Origin of the sequence: Dickeya poaceiphila (assembly GCF_007858975.2) — a bacterium.
In the GTDB taxonomy this organism is placed as follows: Bacteria; Pseudomonadota; Gammaproteobacteria; order Enterobacterales; family Enterobacteriaceae; genus Dickeya; species Dickeya poaceiphila.
The window spans coordinates 3,267,770-3,288,286 of the sequence record NZ_CP042220.2 but is presented as its reverse complement, the minus strand read 5'-3'; the positions used below and the strand labels follow the sequence as shown (position 1 = coordinate 3,288,286).

Annotated in this window: 7 protein-coding genes; 1 reads left to right on the top strand and 6 read right to left on the bottom strand. The window is 53.2% G+C overall.

The features are described 5' to 3' along the window. Window positions 1-31: 31 nt before the first annotated feature. Entirely contained in the window at window positions 32-1,024 is a 993-nt protein-coding gene (locus tag Dpoa569_RS14650; protein WP_042868946.1) for a Gfo/Idh/MocA family oxidoreductase, read from the bottom strand. Further along, the gene (locus Dpoa569_RS14645) at window positions 1,021-1,581 is read right to left on the bottom strand and encodes an NUDIX hydrolase (protein ID WP_050569534.1); all 561 of its coding nucleotides are present in this window, start codon (window positions 1,579-1,581) and stop codon (window positions 1,021-1,023) included. Before Dpoa569_RS14645 ends, Dpoa569_RS14650 begins: the two co-directional genes overlap by 4 nt. Window positions 1,582-2,843: 1,262 nt before the next feature. Between Dpoa569_RS14645 and Dpoa569_RS14640 the strand changes: the two genes are divergently transcribed. Beyond that, complete coding sequence (locus Dpoa569_RS14640; RefSeq protein ID WP_042873798.1) at window positions 2,844-3,758, top strand: LysR family transcriptional regulator; 915 nt, start codon at window positions 2,844-2,846, stop codon at window positions 3,756-3,758. 448 nt (window positions 3,759-4,206) lie between these two features. On the opposite strand, the gene ccrA is transcribed toward Dpoa569_RS14640, so the two are convergent. From ccrA to Dpoa569_RS14620, 4 genes are all read right to left on the bottom strand, one after another. Further along, entirely contained in the window at window positions 4,207-5,400 is a 1,194-nt protein-coding gene (gene ccrA / locus Dpoa569_RS14635) for a crotonyl-CoA carboxylase/reductase (RefSeq protein WP_042868948.1), read from the bottom strand. A 149-nt stretch (window positions 5,401-5,549) separates the two neighbouring features. Continuing rightward, window positions 5,550-5,981 carry a PaaI family thioesterase gene (locus tag Dpoa569_RS14630; protein ID WP_042868950.1) on the bottom strand — a complete coding sequence of 144 codons (432 nt, stop codon included), beginning with the start codon at window positions 5,979-5,981 and terminating at the stop codon, window positions 5,550-5,552. Between the two features lie 50 nt (window positions 5,982-6,031). Beyond that, a complete protein-coding gene (locus Dpoa569_RS14625; RefSeq protein ID WP_050569401.1) occupies window positions 6,032-12,409 on the bottom strand; it encodes a type I polyketide synthase in 6,378 nt (2,125 codons plus the stop codon). Beyond that, complete coding sequence (locus Dpoa569_RS14620; RefSeq protein ID WP_146411486.1) at window positions 12,409-20,514, bottom strand: type I polyketide synthase; 8,106 nt, start codon at window positions 20,512-20,514, stop codon at window positions 12,409-12,411. Before Dpoa569_RS14620 ends, Dpoa569_RS14625 begins: the two co-directional genes overlap by 1 nt. Window positions 20,515-20,517 lie beyond the last annotated feature (3 nt).

The window sequence follows — 20,517 nt, the reverse complement described above, 5'->3', positions numbered from 1 at the left end:
CTTAAATAAACCTGATTAAAAGCAAACCTGATTAAATGTTAACGGTCGCAGGTTGCTTACAACTTTTTTCAATAGCATCCATACAGCGATACGTTTCAATGAGTGTTGAAAAAGCGGTTTGTGAATCACGTTCACCTGATTGTATGGCTGTAATGAAGTCCAATATTTCTCCGGTGTATCCCGCGCGTGCATAACCTGATGAAAGTGGACTCGCCGCCCAGGTATCACACCAACGCTTGGTCTCACCTTGTAAATAGGTCTTGCCTAAATCGGCTACGCTCAGGCTGTTGAGTGAGGTGCTTTTTATATGCAGCCGATTATCGGCAAGTACATCAAGATCAAATGTAAAGTGAGGGGAGGTATTGCTGGTGATTAGCGTACCATGACAATTATTCGCAAATTCCAGTAATACACTAAATATAATACTGTTGTCGGTGCTGTTGTCCGCGACAGATAATCTTTTTACCGGGCCGCACAGATGAATCAGCAGATCCAGTCCGTGGATGGTTTGGGCATGTAAAAATGATTTGAATAAATCATCATAGTCCCATAAAGCCGATACGGGTTTATTGGCCATCTGACGCAGACTAATCATTTGAATGCTGTCGTCATAAATATTCTGGATACGCTCAGTAATTTCGGCAAAACGGAAGTTCATGCCAGATGCAGTGACAACACCTCGGCGCTTGGCCATTTCCGCCAGACGAATAACATCTTCGTAGCTTGATGCTACCGGTTTTTCAAGCAAGACCGGGATGCCGCGTTCAATGGCATCACAGGCAATTTTATAGTGCTCGGTAGGATAACAGGAAACAATCACCGCATCAGGCCGACACTTATCCATCATCTCACCGTGATGAGTGAATACTCTTGATTCGTCAAAATTGAATAATTTTGCTGCCTCACGGCACTTTGCCGGGTCACTATCACAGATGGCGGCTATCTCCACACCATAAATAGTATTGCAGGCAGGTATCAGGTTTTCTCGCGCCTGTGCACCAAAACCAACAAAGCCGATTTTCATATTACCTCCATTTTATCTCTTAAAATTAAAACAGAAGGAAGCTGAGTAAATTTATCCAGCTGTTCGAGATTTACCCACTCAACATGTGATGCTTCTTCATCGTTAATTTTCAAAGGTGACGTTATATCAGCAAAGAAAAGGAAGCGTACGTCATAATGGTAATGTTGGGGTTCACGCGTATTTTTGGGGATAATATGAATATCAATGTCATAAATGTCATTGTTAATGATTTCAATATTCGAAAGACCTGTTTCCTCATAGGTCTCGCGTACTGCCGTTAACAACGCATCCGCTTGATTATCACAGTGCCCCCCTGGCGGTAACCACATGTTCAGTTTCTTGTGGCGTAACATCAGCGCATGATGACACGACGGATCAATAATAAAGGCTGTCGCAGTGACATGGCCTTCAGGCGTGTTGCGGTCAAATGGTCTCAGTGTGTTGTCGATAAAATCTTGCAATCTTTTTGCGTTAATTTCATCCCTTTCTGACGTGACATTGAAGTTATAACATGTCTTTTCATCGAATTTTATAACGGTGCTTCTTTTGATGTTCACTTCCTTCTCCAATAAATTGTGAACCACTGAGATCCTGTTGGCATATTTTCATCTTTAACAGAGAAATATTAACGGCTGGAAATTAATAAAAACAAAGTAATCAGAGAGACCGTTAAAATGTTAGTGTTACGTTTTTTCTTCGATGCAGATAAGTCGTGCTCCAAAATATACCAAGAATCTATAATAAGATTTGGATATGATGAAGGCGCTTTTCACCAGGTAACTGCTGGTGATTTAATAATAAATTCATAGTTTAAAACTGACTGACGTGAGCTTTAGCAAATAGTTATTCCTGCAAAGGTGAGTGCATTCTTATTTAACGTTGCCAGTGATACTAAATCAAAGAGTAATTAAGCAAACTTAAGTTCAGTTAACTTAATGTCGCAAAAAAAATTATGCAATCCTATTTTTAGCAAATTTGCATTAAAGTTACTAAATTGTTAAATACTATGGTGTTTTTTTCCCTCAACTGATTGAACTATCCCGCTAAAAAAACCGGTGCATACATAAGCAGAATTTCTTACAGGCCATGTCACGTTGTTTATTTCCCTTGTTTGGTGGAAGGGGGAAGTATTAATGTGTTTGTTTTATAATTGATTTTTTTCTTTTTCATTGCAGTCCGCTCTCAGGCGTGTGTGATTTTTCGTCGGGAAGGCTGGTAAGGGATGCTGGCTAACCTGAATACAGATGGTTTCCTGTTGTAACTATCACGCTTGATAACCAGATGATTACGATGCTAAGACCGGGTGAGTTTGGGCCACGGTTTCCTAAACTGTGCCGTAAACAGGACACTTCATAGATAACATTAAAAACTTGAATGAATGTTATGCTGATGAGCGGATTGCAAAGCGCTGAAAACTCCAGTGTCAGGTCATTCAGTGATTGATGGCGGTACGCGTTATTATATTCATACACCCCGCATCGGTGATTCCCCTGACTTCGTGCTCCCCATTTTATAAAATGCGATGTGCGTGTTTTCTAAAAATGAAAGGTGGGCCATAATTAACTTTCATGTAATGGCTCTTATTAGTTGTCGATAATTTGGCTTATCTGAATTTTGTGAGCTCATAACCATCGATTTAATTACTTTATAAACTAAACTTCCTCAATTAAAAAAGGGAAAATACTCATTGATACTATTCGTTTTTTTCATGATTGGTTTTTGAGACTGTTCTTATTCTGAGATTGTTCTTATGGTGGTGTGCTTAAATTCGCAGAGGTAACTATCGTGCTTTCAAATGTATAATAATTGAGGTAAAAAGATGGATTGGACCAGGATTCCCCCTCTTTATGCATTAAAAGCTTTTGAATCGGCAGCCAGGCATCAATCTTTTACTTTAGCTGCTGGGGAGCTATTAATTTCACAAAGTGCTATTAGCAAGCATATTAATAATATAGAGGTTTTTTTTGGAAGAAAGCTTTTCTACCGTAAGGGACCAAAGATTTTTTTGACTAAAGAGGGGGAGGTTTTGGCTGAAGATCTGCAACGTGCATTCGGGATACTCAGCAAGGCATGTGAGAATATTCATCATGATGGAAATGTGCTGAATATTAGCTCGCCTTGTACTTTTGCTTTACGTCAGCTCATCCCTGTTTTTAAGAAGTATAAAAATCAAGGTGGCTTTCCAATGGTTAATGTTGAAACGTTAAATGATGAATTTTCTCATTCCATTGTTGATTTAAAAATTCACGACGGGATTATCATCTATGGAGATGGCAGATTTTCTGATGAATGGGATCATACCTTGTTATCCTCTGAATATCTGATTGCCGTAGTGGCGCCGGAATTGTTATATCTTTTTGAAACCGATGAGAAAATTTCAATTGATCTTATCTATGTGAAATCTAAGGAGTTAGATTGGTTTTTTTGGTGTGAAGAGGCTGGGGTGAAGGAAAAATTCCAGATTATCAATAAGTATGAGTTTGAATCTATGGATTCGGCAATTAGTGCTGCAATTAAAGGATTAGGCGTCGCTATTGTTGATGTCAGCATGGTTTTTGATGAGGTGATAAGAGGTATTTTATCAACCCCATTTAAATGTGCGTTCTATTCTGGTAAGGGGTATTATTTTTTAAAAAAGAAGAATCACATGGATGATAATATATTTTCTTTATTGGAGTATATCAAGGTCGATTTGTCGGATAAAAGTATAATAAATCTCTATTTTAATAACTGATGTGTTTTGTGACTTTTAATTTTGACGTGTTTCACGTCTACAGGAAATGATGTAAAAGAGGGACGTGTCAGAAAATAGTCGCTGTTTATATCCGGGTTGCAGTAGTGTTAGTTGGTTTCATCGCCTGACGCTTTCGGATTTCGGAGCTTGCCTGCAGCGTTCAAATCGGCATCAGCCGATTTGTCGCTGGGGATGAGCTACGTTATTTTATTCTGGTGAAATCAAAAGAAATAACCAGCCCTTCTCTGTTGGTATTGTTGACATCCAGATAAACGGTCTACCATTGGTGTATTAATTTACGCAGGCTAATGTGTTTAGTGTCGTTAATGAAAAGTGATGATTCGACTTCGATAATGCTTTATATCAAGCAAGGTTTCTTATTATTATAAATAACTCGTTATGAGCGATTTGTCATGATCAATTTTTCATGAACAATGCCTAAAACAGCTTAAGAAGCGGGGGGGTTGACCCGCACCGCTGCATTTCCGAATATTCTTCCGTTTAATAATAGGTGATGAGCGTAAGGTATTTCATCAAAATCAAAGACCCTGTTCATTGTTGGTATAATCTTTTGTTGATTAACAAGATGAAGAAACTCATTACACTCATGGAGATTGGCGTAGTGAGAGCCTTGTATCCTTTTCTGATGCATCCATAAATGGCGTACATCAAAATCACAATTGTAGCCGGAGGTGCCTCCAACCGTGACGACCATACCGGAGTGATCGCAAATTTGCAGCGATGTAGGGAACGTATCTTGCCCGGCATGTTCAATGACCAGCCGAGGAAGCTCTTTTTTTCCTAATGCCTTAAAGAAATCGCGTCTGAAACTGGCGAACGTTCTGGACCATGACGTATGTTCATCGGACGTCACATCAGGAAGTCGGCCAAAATGTGAGTATTTTTTCCTGACGATATACCCTACGGCGCCAAGCTTGCGGACATATTCTCCTTTCTCTTCATTTGACACGACTGCGACGGGGAGTCCTCCGAGGGCTTTCACAATTTGTACCGATAATGAGCCTAAACCGCCTGCGGCTCCCCAGATGAGGACGGCATCTCCCGGTTTGACGTTATTCGGCGTCCAGTGAGTGAGCTGCTTGTAGGCGGTGGGACCATTCAGCATTAGCGTCGCGCTCTCCTCCCAGGTGAGAAAATCGGGCTTAGGGAAACATTGATAATCTTCGACGATGGTGAATTCCGCGAATGATCCGTAATTCCGCTCATAGCCGTAAATTTCCTGACTGCGGGTGAACATCGGGTCGTTTGCGAGGCGAGATTCAAGTGAGGTCGCGTCATATACCGAGCATGAAACCACCACGGCATCGCCCACGCTAACATTACTGACATGATGACCAACGGAATAAACAATACCTGCGGCTTCTGAACCACCAATATGAAACGGCTCGGCGTCTTTGTTTCTTTTACGGCGTACCGAGATAACATCGACAGGTTTCCCTAATGCCGCCCAGACATTATTATAATTCAGCCCTGCCGCCATCACTTTGATGAGAACCTGATTAGGCGATAACCTGGGAATGCTGATAGTTTCCAGTTGAATCGCGCTAAGAGGATCGCCGTAACGTTCTGGCCGAATCAGATACGCTTTCATCTCTTGAGGAACAGAAAAATTTGTCGTCATGTTGAACTCCTTGGTGAAATGAATAAGTGCTATCAATCTGTTTTTTATCAGATCGCTTTCATGGTCATAACGTATCCGTGAATCGCCGTGGGCGGCGCTCCACTAAATTAAATAAAAAGCAGGTTGGTTAGATGTTGATTGGCGCTATCTCATGCTATTCCTTCATTGATTTTACTTTTTAATACAATGCCTGCTCCCGTTGCGCAAATACTGCCATGTGCGCTGAATAGCGTGGCTGAAATAAAAGCGATGTGATTATTTTTAATATCTACATGCGCCTCGATACGACAGGGTTTTTTACGTATTATACGTAATATTTTTACTGAAATTTCAATCACTCCGGCAGGTTTTCGACCCAAGGTGTTAAATCCACATAAACCGATTGCCGATTCCAGCGCCGCGCTGATTACTGCACCGTTAATACCGATTGAAGTGAGTGCGCCAAAGCCGCCTTCATGGCAGGGGTTATTGTCATTTATCGTCATGACGATGGAATTATCTTTTATATCAATAATCGAAAATCCCAGCGTCTTGAATAAAACCGAATCATTGAAAATAGATGTCAGCTCATTTTCAATCATAGCTCTTCTCCTGCAGATTGAATTGCTTAACGGGAATGTCTTATTCGTTTTTAATCTGTGCTGTTTTTCGGCTTTTCTTTGCTGTACCGCTGCTTTTTCGACGCGGTTTTTTCTGTCTCACGGAGTAAGTCAGATAAATTTTTTGCCGTATGGACGGCATATTCCGTCAGGAGCTGGAAATGGCTCCCTGGCGTTATGACGCTTTTCACCAGATTCGGCCATTGATTCGCCCAACGCTGCGGCTGCACGTAAGCAGGATGCGCTTCGGCTTGCAGCATTAATGTCGGTGTTTTCAGGTGGGCGGGCGTCCACCGTTGGCCGAACAGTTCGAGATACCAGGCCATTGCCGTCATCTCATTATCGCCGTCTGACCAGAATTCGCCTTGGGTCGAAAGCCATGTGCGTAATACCTCTCCCATTGCGATTTCGCTCATGGCAGAAGGCGGGAAGCTGTCGATTAATACCACCGCTCTGGCTTGTAGACCACGAGCTTCCAACTGATGGGCGGCGGCATGGGCGACCAGCCCGCCGGTTGAGAAGCCGACCAGCGTAAAATCGCGTCCCGCCGCGCTGTTCTCCACTGCCGTGGCCAGCGCCGTGGCCGCGGCGTAGTCGGTGGCAGGCAGTGGTTCGCCATGATATCCGGGCAGCGGAACGGTCAACATGCTGTACTGCTCACGTAAGGCCGAGCTTAAGCGTTGATAGGTTAAATCCGCCGCAGCGGGAATGAAGGAGTTAAGGCAAATCAGCAGCGGCTTTTCCCGATCATTGCGCAGCCATACCGTTTCCGGCGCGTGCTGGTTGTGCTGCTGGTGCGAGAAATGTTCGCGCAGCCGCGCCGCTCCGGCCAGCACGTTAAGCCCTTCCTGCGTCATGTCCTGCTGCACGGCTTGCCGTAGCAGCTGATAGAACCCACCGGTGTTTTGCTTTGGTTCAGCGTGCTCTGTTGTCGGGGGATCATGTTTTTCTCCAACCAGCAGGCTCAGTAAAAATTGAGCCAGCGCTTGCGGTGTCGGATGAGCAAAAATTGCCGTCGCGGGGATGTGAATGCCAAGCAAAAGTGATAATCGACTACCCATTTCCACCGAGGTGAGCGAGTCGAATCCCAGCGTGATGAATTCTCCGTCGGTTCTTATGGCACTGGAATCGGGATGGTTTAGCACCTCTCCCGCGTGTTGAATTATCACCTTAAGCAGGTAGGGCAGTTGTTGCTGTTCCGACATGCTGGCGATCTGTTGCGATGGGGCGACGTTACGCTGAGATGCTGAGTGGTGTAAGAATACCTCTGTTAATAGCGAGGCGGCGCATTGCCCGTGCAGCGCTTGCAGATTCAAACTCGCGGGTATCAACAACGGTGAATGATTCACTCCTTGCGCGCCGATAACGGCATCAAGGAAAGCAAGACCTTGTGTACGAGAAAGCGGGATATGCCCGGTATCAATAATCTGTTGGATATCGTCGCTACCAAACTGTTCTCCCATTATTTCTGAGCGTTCGGCCCACATCCCCCAGGCCATCGAGGTGGCAGGAAGGCCACAGTGGCGCCGATGGTGCGCCAGTGCGTCCAGAAAGGCGTTGGCGGCAGCGTAGTTTCCCTGCCCTTGTTGCGCAAGAATGCTGACAGCAGAAGAGTAGAGAACGAATGCCGCGAGATCGTCATGCCGGGTGAGCCGGTGCAGATGCCAGGCGGAAACGGCTTTGGCGCGCAATACGTTGTCTAGCTGTTCCGTACTCATGGTATCCAGCATTGCCGTATCCGCGTTTCCCGCCGTATGAATAACCGCAGTGAGCGGATGTGCCGTGGGTATGGTGTTGAGCAGTGATGCCACTTCAATTGAATCAGCAACATCACAGGAGACGATAGTCGCCTGTGCGCCAAGCTCAGCGAGTTCCTGACGTAAAACCGCCGCACCCGGCGCATCCATCCCCCGTCGGCTGGCAAGCAGCAGGTGGCGGACACCGTGATGCTCAGCCAGATGTTTCGCGGCGATTTTCCCTAACGCGCCAGTGCCGCCGGTGATCAGCACAGTGCCGTCAGGGTTGAGGTTGCGGCACGGTTTTTTCGGTTGGGCGGTGTGGCTGGGAGCGGCAAGATCGTTGTCGCTGGCGGTTTTCACCAGCCGTGGCGCGCGTATTTTTCCGTTGCGTAGCGCCAGTTGCGGCTCATGCGGCAGGGTGTTAATCGCGGCTGTTATCAACGGCCATGAGGTGTTTTCTGCATCATCAATGTCGAGCAGGAAGACGCGCCCCGGATATTCCAACTGTGCGGTACGCAGCAACCCCCATAACGGCGATTGCGCCAGATTCGGGACATTTTCATCGTCATCCGTTGCCACTGCCCGTTGTGTCACCACCAGGAACGGGGTGGCGGTGGTACGCGGCTCCCTGAGCCAGGCTTGCAGGGCGCTGAGTACGCGGTATGTCGGATGAGGGTCGAAAAACTCATGAGCGTTGTCGGTTTGTGGCGCGATGAATGCCGCGATATCGCCCGGCTGCGGCGAGAAGCTGTTCAGCATAGGGTGAACATCGGCATAGACAGTGCAATCATCGTACTGCTTGAGTTTATCTGATAAGCGCGCCTGCACGCGGTCTTGTGCAACAATCCAGCGCAGTTTCAGCGAGGTAGTGGCCGAATCTGCGTCAATCTCACGCCATGCCAGACGATAAAACGGAGGTCGCTGCGGCTGCGTTCGTTGGGGGCCTGGCGATTTCAGTATGAGGGAGTCAACGATGGCGACGGCACGCCCGCTATCATCCGCGAGTCGTAATGCATATTCCCGATAATCCAGTGACGGCGTTGCGGTTTTTCGCACCACATGCCCTCTGAGGCGTTGTACGCCTCTGGCATAGGTACGTAAACCACTGGTGAGGAAAAACAATCGGGGCCGACTATTTTCTGTTTCCAGGGTCCGGTTTTCGATTAATGCCGCCTGCATTCCCGCATCCAGTATTATTGGGTGCAGTATGAAGTCTCCTGACCGTTCTCCGTGAATAGGGGAGAGTATCGCTTCGATATAGTATTCATCGTGACGTTCCCAAACGTGGGTAAGTGGCTGGAAAGATTCACCGAGCACCACACCTTGTTCAGCAAGTTGCTCATAGAGCGGGCTGAAATCAATGGCTTTGGCATCAGCGGGTGGCCAGTGTGACGGATGTAAATCCGGCCAGTGTGGCGCAGGGCTGTCGTCTGGCATAAGGTGGCAAGTTGCATAGCGTTGCCAGATCGGTGTCTTATCCGCTACGTGTTCGGGACTGGAAATGTAGAAATAGGCGTCGGCCTGATGCCCACCATTCGCTTTCCGTTCGCTGATACGCAATTGAATCTGGGCGGTAGTCTGTTTCTCCAGCGGTAACAGGGTATGCAGGAACAGATCGTCCAGGCGTTGGCAGCCTAGTTGTTCACCGACATAAAGCAGCAGTTCGGCGGTTACGGTGCCGGCCACTGCCGCGACATCGCCGACTCTGTGCTCCAGTAACCACGGTTGCTTTGTCGCGTCCAGTTGCCCGGTAAAAATCCAGCCTTGCTGATCAGCGAGGCTGATGCCGGCGTGCAGGAACGGATGGTTAAGTGCGAATAATCCTCCGCCGAATGTCGGTTGCGCTGGCGGAGCCTGCAACCAATAGCGACGCCGCTGGAAAGGGTAGGTGGGCAGCGGCACGGGCGGCGTTCGGGCGAGTAATTTAGTCCAGTCCAGCGCTTGACCCTGTGCGTACAGCCTGGCCAATGCGGCGAAGAAAGAACGCCATTCGTCCCGTTCCTTGCGCAAGCAGGCGATCCACGCCGTGCCGGATTCGCTACCGGTACTGGCTCGTCCCAGCGCCGCCAGCACGCCGTCTGGGCCGATTTCCAGCGCGGTGACGGTATTGTGCACCTGGAGCCATTGAATGGCTGCGCCGAAGCGTACCGCGTGGCGGGCCTGATGCGTCCAATAGTCAACGGAACACGCCTGTTCATTAGTAAGCCGCGTGCCGGTCACCGTGGAAATGATCGGAATGGCGGGAGCATGAAGCGACAGGGTTGACAGTGTATTGCGCAAGCTATCAAGGATGGTATCAATGTGTGGTGAATGAAACGCGTGACTGGTTGTTAAGCGGTGCGTACGGTAACCGTGTGCCTGCCACTGTTCTGCGATATGCAGCACCTGGTCTGTGTCGCCGGATATCACCACGGATGAAGGCGCATTAATCGCGGCGATCACCACCTGGTCTTCGTGCCCTTTCAGCAACGGCAGGATGTCGGCTTCACTGGCTTCAATGGCGACCATTGTCCCCTCGGCGGTAATGGCTTCCATCAGCCGCCCACGGGTTGCCACGAAGGTGGCGGCATCGGGGAGATTAAACACGCCGGCAATATAAGCGGCGGCGATCTCGCCAATCGAGTGGCCTGTCAGTACATCAGGATGCACGCCAAGGTGCATGACCGTCCGGCATAGCGCAACCTCGAAAGCGAAAAGCGCGGCCTGAGTAAAATCGGTTCGGTCTAGTAGTGCGGCGTCGGCGCTGCCTTTGTCGGCGAACATCACGGTTTTAACTGGTTGAGGCATCAGGGGGTCGAGGTGCCGGCATACTTCGTCGATAGCATCAGCAAAGACCGGGGACAGGCGGTATAGCGTTTGTCCCATTGTCGCCCACTGCGCGCCCTGTCCGGTAAAAAGAAACGCAACGTTGCCTGATGCAGCACGGACGCCCTGAGTGACGCCGGGCGCATAGCGCTCAACGGCCAGCGCCTCCAGTGCGTTGAGCGCGCCGTTACGATCTTCCGCGCTCACCACGGCGCGGTAATCAAAGTGGGTGCGGGTGGTCGCTAGCGTATAGGCGACGGCGGTGAGGTCGGGCGCGGTATCCCGGCTAATCCATGTATGCAGCTGTCTGGCCTGGGCACGCAGCCCTGCCGATGAAGCCGCAGACAACGGCAGCGCGATGCCGGGAACGGGGAGCGTCCTTTCAGGCGGCGTACACTCGGCTGGCGGTGCAGGCGGTGGGGCTTGCTCAAGAATGAGGTGTGCGTTGGTGCCGGAAAAGCCAAATGATGACACCGCCGCCCGTTTAGGACGCCCGGTATCGGGCCAGTCTCGCGCTGCGTTAAGCAATTTAACGTTGCCGCGCGACCAGTCTATGTTGCGAGACGGCATGTCGGCATGTAGGGTTTTGGGCAGGCGTCCGTGCTGAAGCGCCATCACCATTTTAATCATACTGGCAACGCCGGCAGCGAGCTGGACATGGCCGATGTTGGATTTCAGCGAGCCAAGCCACAGCGGTTGATCGTCGGGCCGATGTTTACCATAGGTGTTGAGCAGCGCGTGCGCCTCGATAGGGTCGCCAAGCGTGGTGCCGGTGCCGTGCGCTTCTACAACATCGATATCGGAAAAGGTCAGTTCCGCATTATTCAGCGCCTGACGGATAACCTGCTCCTGAGCGGGACCACTTGGCGCAGTCAGCCCATTGCTGGCGCCATCCTGGTTAATCGCGCTCCCTCGAATCACCGCCAGCACGCTATGGCCGGCCTGTACTGCATCGGAGAGCCTCTCCAGCAAGATAAGCCCAACCCCTTCGGAAAACCCTGTGCCGTCGGCATGGTCGGAAAAGGCTTTACACCTGCCGTCAGCGGCGAGACCGCCTTGACGGGTGAACTCGGCGAAGACTTCCGGCGACGCCATAATGGTTGCGCCGCCAGCGAGAGCCAGTGAACATTCACCGCTTCTCAGGGAGTGAACGGCCTGATGAATCGCGGTAAGAGACGCAGAGCAGGCGGTGTCTACCGTAATAGCGGGACCGTTCAGCCCCAGCACGTAAGCGATGCGGCCAGAACTGATACTGCTCAGGCTGCCTTGTAAGCGATAGCCGTCGGCGGCGGGGTTACGCCGCTCGATGTCACTGAGATAACCATTGTGCGTCGCGCCGATAAATACCCCGGTCTGGCTATTTTTTAGCGTGGCGGGAATGATGCCGGCGCGCTCCAGAATCTCCCAACTGACTTCGAGCAGTAAGCGTTGTTGGGGGTCCATCGCCTGCGCCTCGCGGTCAGATATCCGGAAGAAGCTGGCGTCAAAGCCCGCTGCGTCTTCCAGAAAACCGCCCTTCCAGGCGTTGGCGACCGCGTTGAGCTCAGGACGCTGTTCAAATAGCGCATCAAGATTCCATCTCCGGTCTGTGGGGAAGGGACCGATAGTTTCCTCGCCATCGCATAGCCGTTGCCAAAGCTGTTCGGGAGAGTGGATACCGCCGGGCAAGCGGCAGCCCATTGCAATAATGGCGATAGGTTCACGCGCCGCCGCGGTCAAATGCTGATTACGCTGTTTCAGCTGTTCGTTAAGCAACAGGCTGTGACGTAACGCTTCGACCAGACGCGGATCGGCGGTTTCCCCACCAGTGATGGCGGTTTTGATATCTTGTTGCACTGCTGCGCGAGGGGTTGGTTTAGGCGTCATCATTTTTTCCTGTCGGACATAACCATAGACACCAGCTCATCCAGACTTGCAGATTCGATATCTGCTACCTGAGGCTGAGGATTGACCGGCACTTGCTCCACCGGTTCTATGCTGTTTGCTATCTGAAGTAATTCGTCCAGCAATCCGGCATTGCGCAGTCTTGCAAGCGGAATGGCCGCAATGCGCTGGTGAAGGCGTAACTCGTCCGTTTCCGTGAGGGATTCGCGTGTTGCTGCATCCTGCCCGGAGAACAGCTCAGCATCGAGATGTTCAGCCAACGCGGCAGGGGTTGGATAGTCATAAGTCAGCGTCGCCGACAGACGCAGGCCTGATGCGGCGGTCAGACGGTTACGTAACTCCAGCGCCATCAGCGAATCGATACCGCTCTCTTTAAATGACTGGTCTGGCGCGAGGAGCGAGCCGTTTTCCAGGCCAAGGATGCCCGCCATGTTATCGGCGATGACGGCCTGTAGCTGTTTGAGCCGCGCACTGGGTTCCAGTGTGGACAGCGACTGGCGCAGGTCAGGTGTTTTTTCGCCGCCTGATTGCGTTCGACGTGTGTCCACCGGCCCCGCCAACCGTTCAAATAACGGATGGAGACGTCCCGATTGCGCATTTTTACGCAACACCTGCGGGTTTAGCGGCGCAGCGGTATAAACGGCGTAAGGCAATGCCAGCGCCGCATCGACCAGTGCATTCCCATGTTCAGGTGTGATCGGGGCCAGACCGGTGCGGGCGATACGCGCATTGTCGGTACTGCTGAGCTGGCTCGACAACCCGGTGACCGGTTGCCACCACCCCCAGGCGAGGGATGTGGTGCACCACCCTTGCCGACGGCGGTTATGCGCGATGGCATCCAGCGCCTTGTTCGCCGCCGCGTAGTTGCCTTGACCTGGGCTGCCCAACGTCCCGGCGCTGGATGAGTAGAGAACGAACGCCGCGAGGTCGTCAGTACGGGTTTTTTGGTGTAAGTGCCAGACTGCGTCTGACTTAGGTGAAAATACCGTATCAAGGCTCTCTGCCGTCAGATTGGCAATGGTGGCGTCAGCCAATGCGCCTGCGGTATGAAATACGCCGGTCAGTGGATGTGCCGCCGGAATTGCCGCAAGTAGCCTGTCCTGCGCCAGCGGGTCGGTGATGTCGCAGGCGACGATCTCAACCATCGCTCCCGCGTTTTCCAACTCCGTTTTCAATTGCGCTGCGCCAGCGGCACGAAGGCCGCTGCGGCTGGCCAGTATCAGATGTTTGACCTGATGCGAGTCCACCAGATGATGGGCGAGCAACCCGGCCAGCGTACCTGTTCCCCCGGTAATCAACACCGTGCCGTTGGGGTTGAGCGGCTGGGGGAACGTCAGCACCACTTTGCCGGTGTGTCGGCCTTGCTGCATTAACCGGAAGGCGTGTATCGCCTCTTTAATATCAAAGGCGGTGACCGGCAGTGGAGTCAACGATCCCGCTTGCATCAGCGATAACAGCGAGGTAAGCATCGCCGTGGTCTGTGCTGGGTCGTGGTCCGGTCGGTCAAGGTAGTGATACGTCAGACAGGCAGGGAAATCCTTACGAATATCGGTTTTACCCAGCTCGATAAAGCGGCCTTGCGAGGCCATCAGCGACATTGAGGCATCGATAAACTCGCCGCTCAGGGAATTGAGCACCACATCAAGCCCTTTGCCATTGAGTAACGGACGGAATTGTTCGGCGAACTCAAGGCTGCGTGAGCTGGCGATATGATCGTCAGGAATGCCGAGCCGACGCAGCACCGGCCATTTGTCAGGGTGCGCTGTAGCGAATATTTCCGCCCCCAGATGACGAGCCAGTTGGATCGCGGCCTGACCGACGCCGCCCGCCGCCGCGTGAATCAACACGCGCTCGCCTGAACGCAGCGAGGCGAGTTGCGTTAGCGCGTAATACGCGGTGAGAAAGACGATGGGGACGCCGGCAGCCTGCGCGAAAGTCCAGTCCTCAGGCAGGTGGAAGGTCATCGTCTGGTCAGCGATAACGGTCGGACCGAAAGCGCCTTCGGTCAGTACCATCACGCGATCACCGATGTTAAAGCCTGTTACCTCCGGCCCGACTTCCATGACGACACCGGCGGCTTCGGTGCCGAATTCATGCTGCGGCGCGATTAACCCCAATGCACACACGATGTCATAGAAATTGATGCCGGCCGCTCGCACGCTGAGCCGAATCTGCCCTTTGCCCAGCGTTGCGCCGGCTTCAGGAGCGGGCTTCAGCCTAAGATTGTCGAGATTCCCGGTATCCGAAATATCCAGACGCCACAGCGTGCTCTCGCAGGGAGGGCTGAGCAGTCCGGTTGTTACCGTTCTGCCAAGGTGTGGAATGAGCAACTGGCCCTGACGCACCGCGAACTGTGAGCGACCGCTGACCAGCGCTGCATGAAGCAATGCGGTATCGGTGAGAGGACGATTGGTATCAAGCAGCACGATGCGGCCAGGGTTTTCATTCTGGGCTGAGTGCAGCAGCGCCCACGCGGCGCTGTGGGCCACATCCACATGTTCATGGAAGCCCTGTTCCGTCGCGTGCTGAGTGATAACGAGCAGCGTGGTAGTCGCCATGCTCTCATCAGCCAGCCAGCGTTGGAGCAGGTTGAGAACCTGTTCGCATAGTGTGCGTGCCGCGCGTGGCACATCGTCGGTGTCCATGCCGCCGGTATTCGGTAACCGCCACACCAGCACCGACGGCGGAGTGGTTGATTCCCGCACGGCGGTGAGTTCCGACCATGTGTGGTAGTGAGCGGTAATGCCCGGCAGGCCGGCGTCGCTGGGATCGGTTGTCAGTAACGCCCAACTGGTGGCCGGGGGCGCTTCTCTGACTTTAGACGCGCCGGGTAACGCGCTCCAGATGGTGCGCAGTAGATCATACTGCGGCTGGATGCGTAACTGCTCGCGCAGCTTGTCTCGTGTGGTTTCCCGTAACGTGAGCGTTTCGATGGCAATCACCGTTGCGCCTGCCTCATCGGTGGCAATCAGGCTAACGGTATCGTTGGTTTTCAGGTGCAGGCGCGCACGCAACTGGCGTGGCTGTTCCTCGGTCAGCGTGATGCCGCTAAGGGCGAAAGGCAACCGCAGCGCCGTCGCGCCGTCGTCTTCAGGCAGGGCGATGGTATGGAGCAGGGCATCGAGCAACGCAGGATGCAAAAGGTATCCGTTTGTTGACAGCGCTTCCGGCAGGCTGGCTTCGGCATACACATCATCGCCGTCGCGCCACGCGGCGCTAAGCCCTTTAAAGGCGGAGCCATATTCATATCCGGCAGCGTAGAGCCGTTGATGCAGGCGGGTGAGATCAAGCGGTTCGCTGTTGACCGGCGGCCAGTCTGCGTTGTCGAACGGACGTTCCAGCCCTGGCGCGTCGCGCTGTAATTGCGCAGTGGCGTGCAGCGTCCACGCAGAGGCGTCGTGGTCTTCGTCGTGATGATGCCGGGCGTGCAGCGTGACGGCGCGTTGCCCCTGTTCGTCTGGACGTCTTACTCTGAGTTGCAGGTCCAGCTCCCCTTGTTCGGGCAGTACCAGCGGGGTTTGAATGACCAGTTCGGTGATCGCGTGGTAGTCCGTGAGCTGCGCGGCGTAGTGAACCATATCCAGATACGCGGTTCCGGGAACCAATGCCACGCCGGTCGCGGCATGGTCGGCGAGCCAGGGATGGCCGGCGAGTCCGATTCGCCCGGTCAGCAGTACGCCTGCATCGTCCGGCAGATCGACTATCGCGCTCAGCAACGCGTGCTCCGCCGGGCGTTGTCCAACGGTGGCGACATTGCCGACGGCAGGTGGGGTAAGCCAGTAATGGTGATGCTCGAAAGGGTAGGTAGGAATATCCACGAGGCTGGCGGTGGGGTGGAGCGCCCGCCAGTTGATGTTATGCCCGCTGACGTACAACTGCGCCATCGCCTGCGTCAGGCACTCAACGGCGGGTTTGTCTCGTTGCATCGAACTGACAATCGTTGCCGTATTATCGGTCGTTTCTTCCAGTGCGGGCAGCAATACCGCGTGCGGGCTGCACTCCAGAAAAGTCGTTTTACCATTTTTGCTCAATGCCAGTATCGTGTCGAAAAAACGTACCGGGCGGCACAGGTTGTCGCACCAGTATTTGGCATCGAGCATGGCGCCTGGCAGCGGCGCATCGGGGGAGTAACCGTCTATGGTGCTGTAAAAAGGAATGTGTGTTGCGACGGGCTTCAGCTCGGAGAATAGCTCCATCAGAATCGGGCGCAGGGTATTGAGCTGCGTCGAGTGCCCTGCGACATCAACCGCAATCCGTTTAGCCCGAATCTGCTCTTTTTTACAACGACGCAGCAGCATTTCGATTACTCTGGCATCGCCTGAAACCACGGTTGAGGTCGGGCTGTTGAAGACCGCCAGGGTAATTTCCCCGTCATCCGCACAAAGGAACGTGCGGGTCTGCTGTTCAGACAGGCCGATCATAGCCATTGCGCCATGTCCTGACTGGCTGAGCATCAGCCGCGAGCGTAACGCCACGATCCTTACGGCATCCTGTAGCGAGAGCGCGCCCGCGATATAGGCGGCGGCAATTTCGCCCTGAGAGTGCCCCGCGACGGCGTGCGGAGTAAATCCGAAAGATTGCCACAGGCGCGCCAGTGCGGTCATCACCGCGAAAAGCGCCGGTTGTACGATGTCGATGCGGTCTAAAGGCGGCGTGTCGGGATTAGCGTGCAGGACGTCAATCAGCGACCAGTCAACATAAGCGCGCAGCGCGCTATCAACCTCATTGATAGCCTGTCGGTAAACGGAAAACGCGTTATACAGTTCCATCCCCATTTTCGGCCACTGCGAACCTTGCCCTGGGAAAATGAAGAGTAATTTGCCTGATTCGTTGGCCGCTGAAGCGCCGACGGTTAATGTCGGGTAATCCTGCCCGTTTTCAAGCGCCAGCAACCCTTTTAGCAATACCTCTCTGGATTGCCCCCTCACCGCGGCGCGACAGGAGAACTGGCTGCGTGAAATGCCCAGTGAGTAGCCGACATTGATAGGATCAACATCTTGTTTGTTAAGCAGATACTCCCGCAACTGCGCCGCTTTTTTACGCAGCGCAGTATCGGTTTTTGCCGCAATCGGCCAGAGCAGGTTCTGGGGTGCGGCAGCGGTTTCGGCATGGATGCGGCTAATTGGCGTCAATACCGGCGGCTGTTCCACGATAAGGTGACTATTGGTGCCAGAGACGCCGAACGAGGAGATCGCAGCGCGATAAGGCCGATCACCGACTGGCGGCCAGGGTTGAGGTTCCGCGAGTAGCCTTATCGCACCGCTTGACCAGTCGATTTCATGGGAAGGCTCGGTAATGTGCAGACTGCGCGGCAGCATACTGTGGCGGAGGGCCATCAGCATTTTGATAACACCAGCAACCCCGGCGGCGGCTTGCGTATGGCCGATGTTGGATTTAATCGACCCCAGCAGCAACGGTCGTTCAGCCGAGCGTTGGCGGCCATAGGTCGCCATCAGCGCATTCGCTTCTATCGGATCGCCGAGCCGGGTGCCGGTGCCGTGTGCTTCGACAACATCGATATCCTGAGGCGTCAGACCCGCGTTAGCCAGCGCGTGACGGATGACCTGCTGTTGAGCGGTGCCGTTGGGCGCCGTCAAACCGTTGGAGGCGCCGTCCTGATTGACTGCGCTGCCGCGGATCACGCCAAGCACCGGATGTCCGTTCGCCTGCGCCAGAGAAAGCGGCTCCAGCAGTAACATACCGATGCCTTCCGATAGCCCCACGCCATCCGCTGATGCGGAGAACGCTTTGCATCGCCCGTCCGGCGCGAGCACGTGTTGTTGAGAAAAATCGATGAGTACGCCGGGCGTCGGCATAATGGTGATGCCGCCTGCCAATGCCAGTTTACAGTCGTTGCTGCGCAGTGCCTCACAAGCGGTATGGATGGCGACTAACGAGGAGGAGCACGCGGTGTCGATGGTGACCGCCGGCCCGTGTAGACCGAGGCTATAAGCCACCCTGCCGGAAGCCACGCAGGTTGCGGTTCCCATATAGCCGTAGCCTGAAACCTCCTCTGCGGCATGTTGAATCTGGGAACCATACTCTGTCGCCATGATGCCCGCGTAGATCCCGGTATTGGAACCGTATAAATCCGAAGGCGCTATCCCCGCGCGTTCAATGGTTTCCCAGGAAATCTCAAGCAGCAGTCGCTGTTGGGGTTCCAGCGTCAGGGCTTCACGCGGCGAGATACCAAAGAACCTGGCGTCGAACAGCGGCGCTTCATACAAAAAGCCGCTGGTGCGCGTGGAAATTTTACCAGGGCGGCCCGGCTGTGGATCGTACAGGTTTTTGACGTCCCATCCGCGATCAGATGGGTAATCACCGATGACATCGCGCCCTTCAAAGACCAGATCCCACAGCGCTTCAGGGCTGTTCACGCCGCCCGGATAGCGGCACGCCATACCAATAATGGCAATAGGTTCGTTGTGATGGCGTGTATTCAACGCATTATGCTCGCCGTCCTCGGATGAGGATAAACCAAGCGCTTGTCTCAGGTATTCGCTCAATGCGCGCGGCGTGGGGTGATCGTAGAGCAGCGTGGAGGGCAGCGCCAGCCCTGTAGCGATGCTGAGTCCGCGTGAAAACTCAACGACGTTTAACGAGGTAAATCCAATCTCACGGAACGCCTGCATGTCTGAGGAAAAATTTTTGCCCAACAGCGTTTCGATTTCGTGCGATATCAGGCCCAGCAGGATGTCGTATTGTTCCGATGGGCTGTGATCGCGTAACGCCAACTGATCGATCTCGTCGTTGGGTTCGGTGTTAACCGGACTATCGCAAAGCGAAAGGGGCTCGTTGGTCGTGGGCGCGGCAGGGGCCGCGTGCTCTGGGAGCAGTTGAGTAAACACGCGGTTCCAGTCAACCGGTGCACCGTTAATAAACGCGTGCGTCAGGGCATGAAGGAAACTTTCCCGATCATTTTTCCGGCGTTCGAGTGTGGTAATAGCGGCGCCCTGAACGCCGGCGGCGCGCAGATGCTCTTCAATGACGGTCGCCAACACCGGGTGCGGACTGACTTCAATAAAAAGACGATGTCCGTCGTTAATCAAGGCGCGGATGCTGTTTTCGAACAAAACCGGTTCTCGCAGGATGCGATACCAATAGTCCGGTTGAAAATCGCTGCCGTAATAGCGCGTACCGGTTACGGAGGAGTAGTAGGCCGTCTGCGCCGAAGAGAGAATATTGCGCGGCGCCTGTTCCAGTACCTCATTTTTTAGTATGTCTACCTGAGGGGAATGGCCTGCTACCTCTCCTCCCGGTACTTTCCAGGTCCAGAATCCCGCTTTGGTTAATCTTTCCAGCATGGCGTCGGTGTCTGCCGTGCTGCCGCTTAATGTTACGCTTTTAGTGCTGTTGATTGCGGCAACCGCCAGTCTGCCGTCTGACTCGTTGAGTAAAGGCGTGATGTCGTCAACGGAAGCCGCCACCGATATCATCGCGCCCTGTCCTTCGATACGCGTGAGGGTTTGCCCCCATAGTGCGACTAGTCTGGCTGCGTCCTCCCGGCTTAAATAGCCTGCGCAGCAGGCCGCTGCCGCTTCACCGACGGAATGCCCGACCACGGCGGATTCTCTGATGCCAAACGCTCGCCATGTATCTGCCAGTGCGGAGGAGAGGGTGAACTGTATTGGCTGGATGTGTTTTTGACGGAAGAAAGACTCGCCTGCCGCCAGTGCATCGGCGGGGTTCCAGTTGAGGTGGGGTTGCAACATTGCACCGTTTTCGTTCACGCTTTGACGATAAACAGGCAGCGTGTTGAGTAATTCGCTGGTCATTCCCGGCCACAGCGGTCCCTGACCGGAAAAAACCAGAACCGGGTTGGCACCCACAGCGGCGTTCCCGCTTAACACGTTGCGCGCCGCGCGGCCCTGCACGAGGGACGTCAGCCCTTTGATCAATCCGGCTTTATCCGTGGCGAAAACAGCACTACGGCTTTTTGCATGTGGGAGGGTGAATTGATGCAGGCAAAACGTTGCTAATTCATCGTCGGATAACGATTCAAGTGTAATGCGCAAGCGCTCGGCTACAATGGCGCGCGCCGACTCGGATTCGCCAGAAAGGATCAAGGGCAGGTGTACGGTATTCATAAC